General features: G+C 68.9%; 9 protein-coding genes and 3 pseudogenes. 7 read left to right on the forward strand and 5 right to left on the reverse strand.

Annotated elements, in window-relative coordinates; translation table 11 throughout:
- Positions 1-838 (forward strand): 4-hydroxy-2-oxovalerate aldolase (gene dmpG, locus ACFQH9_RS08825; protein ID WP_379565431.1); only part of this gene is annotated, 838 nt, incomplete at its 5' end.
- Positions 839-950: 112 nt separating this feature from the next.
- Here the strand turns inward: dmpG and ACFQH9_RS08830 are convergent.
- A pseudogene (locus ACFQH9_RS08830) lies at positions 951-1226 on the reverse strand (hypothetical protein); the annotation flags it as partial.
- Between the two features lie 243 nt (positions 1227-1469).
- The gene (locus ACFQH9_RS08835) at positions 1470-1661 is read right to left on the reverse strand and encodes a hypothetical protein (RefSeq protein ID WP_379565432.1); all 192 of its coding nucleotides are present in this window, start codon (positions 1659-1661) and stop codon (positions 1470-1472) included.
- A gap of 635 nt (positions 1662-2296) precedes the next feature.
- Here ACFQH9_RS08835 and ACFQH9_RS08840 point away from each other — a divergent pair.
- The 3 genes from ACFQH9_RS08840 (at position 2297) to ACFQH9_RS08850 (ending at position 4608) form a co-directional block, all read left to right on the forward strand.
- Positions 2297-2530 carry a hypothetical protein gene (locus tag ACFQH9_RS08840; RefSeq protein ID WP_379565433.1) on the forward strand — a complete coding sequence of 78 codons (234 nt, stop codon included), beginning with the start codon at positions 2297-2299 and terminating at the stop codon, positions 2528-2530.
- Positions 2531-2924: 394 nt separating this feature from the next.
- Positions 2925-3434, forward strand: coding sequence for an Rv3235 family protein (locus tag ACFQH9_RS08845; protein WP_379565434.1), 510 nt, complete (start codon positions 2925-2927; stop codon positions 3432-3434).
- Positions 3435-3627: 193 nt separating this feature from the next.
- The gene (locus tag ACFQH9_RS08850) at positions 3628-4608 is read left to right on the forward strand and encodes an ATP-dependent DNA ligase (RefSeq protein WP_379565435.1); all 981 of its coding nucleotides are present in this window, start codon (positions 3628-3630) and stop codon (positions 4606-4608) included.
- Positions 4609-5193: 585 nt separating this feature from the next.
- Here ACFQH9_RS08850 and ACFQH9_RS08855 read toward each other — a convergent pair.
- Both ACFQH9_RS08855 and ACFQH9_RS08860 read right to left on the reverse strand, forming a co-directional pair.
- Positions 5194-5865, reverse strand: a pseudogene (locus ACFQH9_RS08855) (HARBI1 family protein); the annotation flags it as partial.
- A 47-nt stretch (positions 5866-5912) separates the two neighbouring features.
- Entirely contained in the window at positions 5913-7298 is a 1386-nt protein-coding gene (locus ACFQH9_RS08860; protein WP_379565437.1) for an IS256 family transposase, read from the reverse strand.
- 398 nt (positions 7299-7696) lie between these two features.
- Here ACFQH9_RS08860 and ACFQH9_RS08865 point away from each other — a divergent pair, with 398 nt between their 5' ends.
- The 3 genes and pseudogenes from ACFQH9_RS08865 (at position 7697) to ACFQH9_RS08875 (ending at position 8701) form a co-directional block, all read left to right on the forward strand.
- A complete protein-coding gene (locus ACFQH9_RS08865) occupies positions 7697-8167 on the forward strand; it encodes a helix-turn-helix domain-containing protein (RefSeq protein ID WP_379565438.1) in 471 nt (156 codons plus the stop codon).
- Positions 8167-8433 (forward strand): annotated as a pseudogene (locus ACFQH9_RS08870) (transposase); the annotation flags it as partial. The gene ACFQH9_RS08865 and the pseudogene ACFQH9_RS08870, both read left to right, overlap by 1 nt.
- Positions 8434-8527: 94 nt before the next feature.
- On the forward strand, positions 8528-8701 hold the full coding sequence (locus ACFQH9_RS08875) for a transposase (protein WP_379565439.1): 174 nt from the start codon (positions 8528-8530) through the stop codon (positions 8699-8701).
- Between the two features lie 71 nt (positions 8702-8772).
- On the opposite strand, the gene ACFQH9_RS08880 is transcribed toward ACFQH9_RS08875, so the two are convergent.
- Positions 8773-9012 carry a hypothetical protein gene (locus ACFQH9_RS08880; RefSeq protein ID WP_379565436.1) on the reverse strand — a complete coding sequence of 80 codons (240 nt, stop codon included), beginning with the start codon at positions 9010-9012 and terminating at the stop codon, positions 8773-8775.
- Positions 9013-9136 lie beyond the last annotated feature (124 nt).

The following is a 9136-nucleotide window of genomic DNA, read 5'->3' on the forward strand; positions in this document are numbered from 1 at the left end:
CGGCCCGGGCAGCAACACCGACTGGGAGTGGATCTCCGCCGCGGCAGACGTGGTGAACAACGCGGTGCTCACCACGCTGCTGCTGCCCGGCATCGGCACCCTGCACGAGCTGCAGAAGGCCTACGACCTCGGCGTGCGCTCGGTCCGGGTGGCCACGCACTCCACCGAGGCCGACATCGCCATCCAGCACATCGGCAAGGCCCGCGAGCTGGGCATGGACGTCTCCGGCTTCCTGATGATGTCGCACATGGCCCCGGCCGCAAACCTTGCCAAGCAGGCCAAGATCATGGAAGACGCCGGGGCGCACTGTGTCTACGTCACCGACTCCGGTGGCCGGCTGACCATGGGCGACGTCCGCGACCGCGTCCGCGCCTACCGCGACGTTCTCGACCCCAAGACCCAGATCGGCATCCACGCCCACGAGAACCTCTCGCTGTCCGTGGCCAACTCGGTCATCGCGGTCGAGGAGGGCGTCACCCGGGTCGACGCCTCCCTCGCCGGGCAGGGCGCCGGCGCGGGCAACTGCCCGATCGAGGCGTTCATCGCGGTCGCGAACCTGCACGGCTGGAAGCACCACTGCGACCTCTTCGCCCTGCAGGACGCCGCCGAGGACCTCGTCCGCCCGCTGCAGGACCGCCCGGTCCGTGTCGACCGCGAGACGCTGACCCTGGGCTATGCGGGGGTGTACTCCAGCTTCCTGCGCCACGCCGAACGCGCCGCGGCCGAGCACGGGCTGGACACCCGCGACATCCTCGTCGAGGTCGGCCGCCGCGGGCTGGTCGGCGGGCAAGAGGACATGATCCTAGACATCGCCCTCGACCTTGCGAAGGCGCGGTAGCGCGGCGCTCCGCGGCTGGCCGGACGGAATCTCTGAACTGGCCGCGGATGGCGCCATGGCTGACTGAGGCCTTCGTTCCCAAACGCGCAGGTCTCAGTTCGCCGAGAACGCCTCATATGATAGACGCCATGGAGGGGCGGCCAAGAGGTCTTTCAGATGACCTTGCCAGTCGGCGGTGACAGATCAGGATGCAGGCGAGCTGGAGCAGGCCGAGGTGGATGTCGGCGCGGTGTTTGTAGCGGGGTGCGGAGTCGCTTGAACGCGTGCAGCCAGTGAACGCGTGCAGCCAGGCGAAGCCGCACTCGACGACCCAGCGGATCGTGCCGAGCTCCGAGCCGTAGGCGACTCCGCGGCGGGCGATCCGTGGAGCGATTCCGCATGCGCGCAGCAACCACAGCGGCTGCCGGACGAGCTGGTGCTTATTGCGTGCACGCCGACACCACCTGGACATTTGCTCGACGCAGACGCAGCTATGAACAAACTGTTGGCTCTACTCCGTCCCGCTTCGTGCGGTTCTGGTCGAACTCTCGACTGGGATGTCGAGCAGTACTCACCAATTCGCCCAGCTGGCTCGATTGCGCGGACCAATTGGCTCGCCTCCGTGCTGTAGTGGTCGCCGCATTAATCGAACTCATTCATACGGTGGTAAGTCTCTAGCTGCAACGGCGTGGCGCTCCAGCGTCATGAGAATCGTGATTGACCCTGTCAGCGCGGCGCGCTGCCGCTCGACCTCGACATACGGTTGGAGCGCGGCCCATAAGTTCACAATGCGTGTGCGAATCATCGCAAGTACTTTGCTTCTGTCGAGCAGGCCGAACTCCATCAGGTTCGCGAGGTTCTGCTAGTAGTACGCAACATCCACCACGGCTGCTTGGGCTTGCGCGGGCAGGCCAAAAACGCCCCGCTCCGGTGGATGGTCCACTGCTAGTTGATGAACGACATAGTTGTAGTGCGCGTGGAACTGTGGCTTCCGCAACTCTGTGTACAGTGATATCAAGGCTGTCGAATGATTCGAACTCCTGCTGAGACGGAGTTGTCGATATGCGAGGAGCGCCGAGGCGCACAACGACAGAATCGAAACGACCAGTGCGGCTATGCCGATAGCCGTGGCTGAATCCATGTCTCGTGACACTAGCTCGCCTGCAGCGCTGCCGAATCAGGCGCGTTGGGTATAGATCGCTGTTTGTAGGTCTGCGGACCTAGCGCCGGGCAACTGCACCTGATCAAGGGTGCGGCGTTCAGCCCTACGCGACGTAGCACCGCCTCGACACTGCCGGGCAGGTGCTGATCCCTGCGGCGCGGGCCATGTCGACGGCCCCATCCTGTGGCCGTCTCGCCCGCTGGTCTCGGACAGCCAGCGCACCACGGTGCTCAGGAACGCCCGGAGCGGCTTATGCTCGGAGGGTCGCGCTTCCCTCGCGACTAAGAGGATCTTGGTACGCGCATCAGCGGGGAATCATGAAGCTTTACGAGGCATCCCAGATTCTGCGCGGGATCGCTCGCGTGACGACTCCGGAGGATCTGACGAAGGCCGCGGTTCTCGTTCTGCGGGCGTTGGACGACGTCTATGGGGTGCGGGTGTGGGCGGCTCGTCTGCTGGTGGCGCTCGATGCGCAGGATGACGACGCGGTCGGCCGGGCTCGTCACGGCCTGGAGGACGCACTGAACAAGTCGCGGGAGGTCGTGACGTAGAGGCCGCTCGCTGGCGAGCGCCGAGGGCCGAACCACGGCGGATCTCAGAGCTCGATCAACTGACAGGCTCGCGTAGCACTGTTAGCCCTCACAGTCCTGTACTGAGGGTTGAGGCGCGCTGCGCGCTGAGAGCTTCGTCGAGCTCGGTCCGGCCTATCGGCCGGGCTGTGTGTTGGTGACGGGCCGCTTACTCCGCCCGGTCTCACGTTCCAGGGTGCTGGCGCATCGACTGTCGTCGACAGCCCTGCGGGCTGCCCTGGAGCGTGAGCCTCGCCGGGCGGAGTCGGGCGCGGAGGAGCAAGGGCGGGCGCTTCGCACCGCGCCCCGCAGCCAGCCCCCCACAACCACAAGCACCTGCTGCTCGGGCTGGTCGCCGACCGTCCAGGAGGCCGCCATGACCCAGACCCTCGACCACCAGGAGACGCCCCACGACAACACGCTTCGGCGGGTGCTCGGGCTGCGCCCGGCCCGCGCGGTGGTGTTCGACGGCGAGGACTTCCTCGACCCGTGCCCCACCTGCGGGCACCGCGCCCCTGATGTCGTCCCGCCCGAGCTCCCGCCGGGAGACCCGGTCGCCGACGTCGTGCTCGACCGCGCCGCGGTCGGGCAGGCGCACCGGACGGTGGCGATGTTGATGGAGGTGCTCGACCAGCGTCGCCCGGCCACCCAGCTCGCCGACCTGGTCGCCCCGCGGGTGCTGCGTTACCTGCGGGCGGTGCCGGTCGAGGCCAGCGGCCTGCGCGGCGGGGCCCGGTTGTTGAACTTCCACCCGTCGCAGCCGCACGAGGGCGCGGTGGAGGTGGCCGGGTCGGTCCGGCTCTGGGGCTGCCGCCGGGCGCTGGCCGCGTCGTTCACGCTAGTCGGCCTTGACCGGTGGATGTGCTCGACGATCCGGATCCTGTGACACCCGGCCGGGCCGGGCGGGAGCTTCTCGCCCGGCCCTACGGCCGTCCCAATCGAGCTGGCGCGCTCTGCTGGTCGGTCGCGGCGCGCCTGCCGGGGGCGCCGTGCCGCGCCGCTGCACGGGGCTGCCCTAGTTGGGGTGACGGTTCGTCCGCCGATCGGAACCCTCGGTGATCTGCTTATCGTCCTGCGTTGTGAGCCCCGTGTCATACCCGCTGCCGCCGATGGCGGCAGTGAGCACGGGGGAGCTGCCGGTCGGGGAGAAGTGGGTCTACGAGCCCAAGTTCGACGGCTTCCGCTGCCTGGCCCACGCCGTAGCCGGGAGGGCGCGGTTGCATAGTCGGCAGCTGCGGTCGCTGACCCGGTATTTCCCGGAGATCGTTGCCGCGCTGGCCGAGCTCGGCGAGGACGTGGTGCTCGACGGCGAGCTGGTGGTCTGGCAGCAGGGCCGGCTCGACTTCGCAGCCCTGCAGGAACGCCTACAGCCTTCCACCGCTGGCGCCGGGCGGCTCGCCATAGCCAAACCGGCGGCCTACGTCGTGTTCGACCTGCTGGCGCGCCAGGGCACGGACCTGCGGCCGCTGCCGTGGACCGAGCGGCGAGGGCGCCTGGAGGGGCTGCTCGGCGCACGGTTGCCGCACGGGCTGGTGCTCATGCCCACCGCGGCCGACCCGGCGGTCGGCCGGTTGTGGATGCGGGAGCACACCGCGTCGGGCATTGAGGGCGTGGTGGCCAAGCGGGTCGACCAGCCCTATCGCGCCGGCGCCCGGGCCTGGCGGAAGGTCAAGACACGGCTGACCGCCGAGGCGGTCGTCGGGGGAGTGCTCGGCACGCTCGAGGAGCCCGAGGCGCTGATCGTGGGCCGGTACGGCGCGCACGGCAGACTGCGGGTCGCCGGCCGCACCACGCCGCTTCCCGCCGCCGCCCGCGCGCACCTTCGGGACGTCCTGACCGCGCCGGCCGGTGACCATCCGTGGCCGGGGGTGATTCCATCGGCCCGGTTCGGGCAGCGCCCGAGCGAACCGGTCGCCTACGTGCAGGTGGCGCCCAGCGTGGTGGTCGAGCTCGAGGTCGATACCGCCTTCGAGCAGGACCGCTGGCGCCATCCCGCGCGGTTCATGCGCTCCCGCCCGGACCTGCACCCAGAGGAAATCACTCAGGCGTCGAGCCAGTGACTCCGCACACCAATTCGAGCCGTTTGGGCATCCACCTCGCTCGATACTGGCCTCACGAGCTGCCCGCGCGGCGAGGCCAGTGAGCCGCTTCTGCGGCGACGAGGACCCTCTGTGAGCGTATCGGGGCGTCCTGATCAACTTCCGAATAGTTCGAAGCGAGCGAGGCCTATTTGCCGGACGATCAGATCAAAGCGGATGTTCAGCGCGACTACAACACCCACCAGGGCGGCGGCACGCCAGCACAGAGGCGGCGCACCTCCTCGGCCCAGTGCGCATCGTCGTCGGTCGGTCGCAGCACATCGTCGCGGCTGAACCTCGCCGTGCTGACGTCGGTGGTTCTACGTTCGCTGAGTAGAGCCAGCTACGATCGCCGACGTCCGACCCGCGTTACGTTGAACTGCCCTTTTGGCGGATGAGGTCACGTTTCAGCTCGACGTCGGGCGCGGCGGGGCACCTCGACCGGCACGGCGCCACTGTCGAGCTCGGGGCGCCCCGGGGAGCGATGCGCCGCCGCCGACGTTCCTCCGTTCTCAGCGCCTGCCACGCTCTGCGTCGCCCATTGAGCCTTTCTCAGTAGGCCTTCGTTCATGTTGTGCGGTCGTGTTCGTGGTGCAGGACGACGAGGGCGGCGGCGGTGATCGCGCCGATGCGGCGGGGGCAGAGGCTGACCCGGCGCAGGGCTTTGGAGGTGGTCTTGAGCAGGGAGTTGCCGCGTTCGGCCAGGGCGCGGGTCGCGGAGTGCAGCAGGTTGGCGGTGCGCTGGTCGAGGGTCAGGTCGTGGCCCCGGCGCTTCTTGCTCGGGCAGCGCACCCGATGGCTCTCGGCTTCGTAGCCCAGATCGGCCAGGGCGGTGTGTGCGCCGTCGCTGGCCCAGTCCTGCAGGGTGGGCAGCAGGTCGGGGTGGTGGCGGGCGGCGGCGGTGTCGTGCTCGCGGCCCGGGCGCACCGGGGAGGCCCACAGCGGCCAGCCGTCCGGGGCGGTGACCACCTGGATGTTGCCGCCGTGGGCGTGGTGTTTGCCCGACCACCACAGGTCACAGCCGGGGGTAGGGCCGGGCCGGCGGACGCGGTCGGTGCGGATCAGGGTGCCGTCAAGCTGCACGTGGGTGTAGCCGGCCCCGCGGGCGGCGAGCAAAGCTCCCCGCAGGCTGGGGGCGCGAGCGGCGAGCACGTCGATGGCCTCGTGCAGATACCGGTAGACCGTGGCGGAGCCGATCTGGTTGTCGCGGGCCAATTGCGCGACCCGGGTGGCATCGAGGCAGCCGGACCTGTCAAGAAGTCTGTGTAAGTCGATCTAGGGAAGGGTCAGGACAGGTAGGGGTTGATGCGTTCGGGGTAGGCCAGGGCGAGGGCGCCGAGGGCTTGTTTCCACCCCTGGACCACGGCCCCCTCGACGAGTCGGCCGGGCGCTCGGCGCTCGTTCGCGGGCAGGCCCTTCTCCTTCGCCCGGGCCCGGGACCGCTTGTCCTCGATGTCACGGATGGCGAGCCAGAGCAGCTTAATCGCGGCGTCGTCGTTCGGGAAGTGACCCCGGTTCTTGATGATCTTCCGGAGCTGGAAGTTCAGCGACTCGATCGCATTCGTCGTGTAGATGATCTTCCGGAGTTCGGGTGGGAACGCCAGGAACGGGATGAACCGCTCCCACGCGTTGGTCCAGGTCATCACCGTGGCCGGGTAGCGCCGGCCCAGCTCGGACTCGGCGAACGCATCCAGTTCCAGGCGCGCGGCCTCGTCGGTCGGGGCGGTGTAGATCGGCTTGAGGGCCGCGGCGACCTTCTTGCGGTCGGCGTAGGAGACGAACCGCATCGCGGCGCGCAGCAGGTGCACGGTGCAGGTCTGCACGATGCTCTGCGGCCAGGTCGCCTCGATGGCCTCGGGGAACCCGGTCAGCCCGTCGCAGCAGACGATCAGCACATCGCGCACGCCGCGGTTGCGCAGCTCGGCGCACACCCCGGCCCAGAACTTCGCCCCCTCGCTGGCTTGGACCCAGATCCCCAGCACGTGCTTGACGCCGTCGAGGTCGACTCCGACGGCGAGGTGCGCGGCCCGGTTGCGGACCTGGTGCCCGTCCCGCACCTTGATCATCAGGGCGTCCAGGTAGACGATCGGGTAGATCTCCTCCAGCGGCCGGGACTGCCAGGCCTTGACCTCCTCGAGCACCGAGTCGGTGATCTTGGAGATGGTGTCGTGGGACAGCTCGGTGCCCAGCGTGCGGGCCAGGTGGTGGGCGATGTCGCGCACGGTCATCCCGCCCGCATACAGCGAGATGATCATCTCGTCGAGGCCGCCGGTGCGCCGCGACCCCTTCGGGACCAACCGCGGCTCGAAGGTCCCGGCCCGGTCCCGGGGCACGTCCAGGGCGATGTCGCCGACCTCGGTGGCCAGCGTCTTCGGGGTGCTGCCGTTGCGCGAGTTCGGCGTCCCGCGTCCGGCCGGATCGCCCTTCTCATAGCCCAGGTGCGCGGTCTGCTCGGCGGCCAGGCCACGCTCGAGCACCGCTTTGATCATCTCGGGCAGGAAGCCGCCGTCGCCGGTCAGCGTGAGCTCGCCGGCGTCGACCTGCGACATCAGCTGGTCCAGTAGCCCGGCCTCGACCATCCGGTTCACCGCGTCACGCGCGGTCGGTACCTGCACGGCCGATGAATCCTCGGCTCCGAGCGGGTGGGCCTGCTGATCACCGGTCATGGTCATCTGTGTACTCCTCAACTCAAGAGGATCTTGTTGCACAGACCATCTGACAGGCTCGAGCAGCCAGCGCAGCACCAGCACCGCGTGGGCGCGGCAGTCCAGCGCGCGCCGGCCCCGCCGGGTGCCGCGGCGGGTGCGCTCGACGTCCAGGAGCCGAGCCAGGAACGCGAGGGTGGACTCCCGGATCGGAAGCACGGCGGTGTAGGTGACAGGATCGGACACGCAGGACCTCGGTATGAGTGTTGATCTGTGGAAGGACCAACTTCTCTACCGGGGTCCTGCGCCCGTTCCGGGCCAACTCACCACCATCGGCGTGTCGCCCCGACACCACCCAGCGCTACTGAGAAAGGCTCATTACCACGACCTGCGCCCGCGAGATCTTCGTCCACGACTCGGATCGCCTGGCCCGCCCCGGGGCCTCGACCACCCGACGGTGCGCGGACTACGTGCTGCGCCGCGTGGCGATCGACAAGGCCACCGTCGCCGCGGTCGCCCGAGACCTAGGCCGCTCCTGGGACACCGTGAACAGCGTCGCCGTCGCAGCCACCGAGGCTCTGCTGCTCACCGCCGGCCCCGCCCGCCTCGACGGGGTCCGGGTGATCGGAATCGACGAGCACAAGTGGGCCCATGTGTTCGGCGCCGACGGCGACGGGTTCGTCACCGTGATCACCGACCTCACCGCCGTCGCCGCAGGCCACGGGCCCGCACGACTGCTCGACCTGGTCGCGGGCCGCTCGGCCGCAGCGCTGAGGACCTGGCTCGATGCCCGCGACCAGACCTTTCCGCGACGGAGTCCGGGTCGTGGCGATGGACGGGTTCGGGCGGCTACAACAACGCCACCACCGACACCCTCCCGGACGCGGTCACCGTGATGGACCCGTTCCACGTCGTCGCGCTGGCCGGGCACAAGCTCGACCTGTGTCGCCAACGCGTCCAGCAGGACACCCTCGGCCACCGCGGCCGCACCGGTGACCCGCTCTACCGGGTGCGGCGCACGCTGCGCACCCGCCTGGGTCTGCTCACCGACAAGCAGAGGACCCGGCTCGAGGCGGTGTTCGCCGGCGACGAGCACGCCGCGGTCGAGGTCACCTGGGGGCCCTATCAGCAGATCACCGCCGCCTACGCCACGGAGGACCGGCGACGCGGCAAGGCACTGCTCACACAAGTGATCGACCGGCTCCGCAGCGGGCTACCGGCCGGGCTCGACGAACTCGCCACCCCTCGGTCCCACCCTGCACCGTCGCCGCGCCGACGTCCTCGCCTACTTCGACCACCACGCCTCGAACGGTCCGACCGAGGCCATCAACGGCCGTCTCGAGGCGCTGCGCCGTAACGCCCTGGGCTTCCGCAACCTGATCAACTGCCGGATCCGGTCGCTACTGCACTGCGGAGCCCTCGCACTCTAAATCCGGAAGAGCCGAAGAAGGGCGCTCCGCTGCATTGGCGAGGCGCCCTTCTTCATCTCCTGCCTCTCCTGCTACGGAAGTAGGTTGTTCGCCCACTCGTTGATGACGCTCCTGCGCACCAGTTCGGCGGACGCCATCTGTGCAACCGTTGCATCCAGACAGGCTGCCAGAGCGTCGCCATGCTGGACGGCCATCGCTCGATTTCGGTAGTTACTCTCGACCTTCTGCAGGTCGCTCCAGTCAAGGCTGGAGAGGAATTGAGCGAGGGCATCGGCTGTCGATTCGACCGGGGGAGCGGACGTATCAGTCATGCAGACGAATCGCTCCAGGTGATGAGAGCGTTACTCCGCGCACGACGTTCAGCGCCGCCGCCTCCGGTGGGGCCGGCCTGGCCCATCGGATCCCCGAAGGCGTTGCGGTAGACCCGGATGGCGT

Source organism: Pseudonocardia lutea (assembly GCF_042658055.1).
Lineage (GTDB): Bacteria > Actinomycetota > Actinomycetes > Mycobacteriales > Pseudonocardiaceae > Pseudonocardia > Pseudonocardia lutea.

What these genes read in the sequence shown, in the direction of transcription:
- ACFQH9_RS08840 (WP_379565433.1), top strand. Translation starts at nt 2,297, where the DNA reads ATGAAGCTTTACGAGGCATCCCAGATTCTGCGCGGGATCGCTCGCGTG.
- ACFQH9_RS08880 (WP_379565436.1), bottom strand. Translation starts at nt 9,012, where the DNA reads ATGACTGATACGTCCGCTCCCCCGGTCGAATCGACAGCCGATGCCCTC.
- ACFQH9_RS08845 (WP_379565434.1), top strand. Translation starts at nt 2,925, where the DNA reads ATGACCCAGACCCTCGACCACCAGGAGACGCCCCACGACAACACGCTT.
- ACFQH9_RS08860 (WP_379565437.1), bottom strand. Translation starts at nt 7,298, where the DNA reads ATGACCATGACCGGTGATCAGCAGGCCCACCCGCTCGGAGCCGAGGAT.
- ACFQH9_RS08835 (WP_379565432.1), bottom strand. Translation starts at nt 1,661, where the DNA reads ATGGAGTTCGGCCTGCTCGACAGAAGCAAAGTACTTGCGATGATTCGC.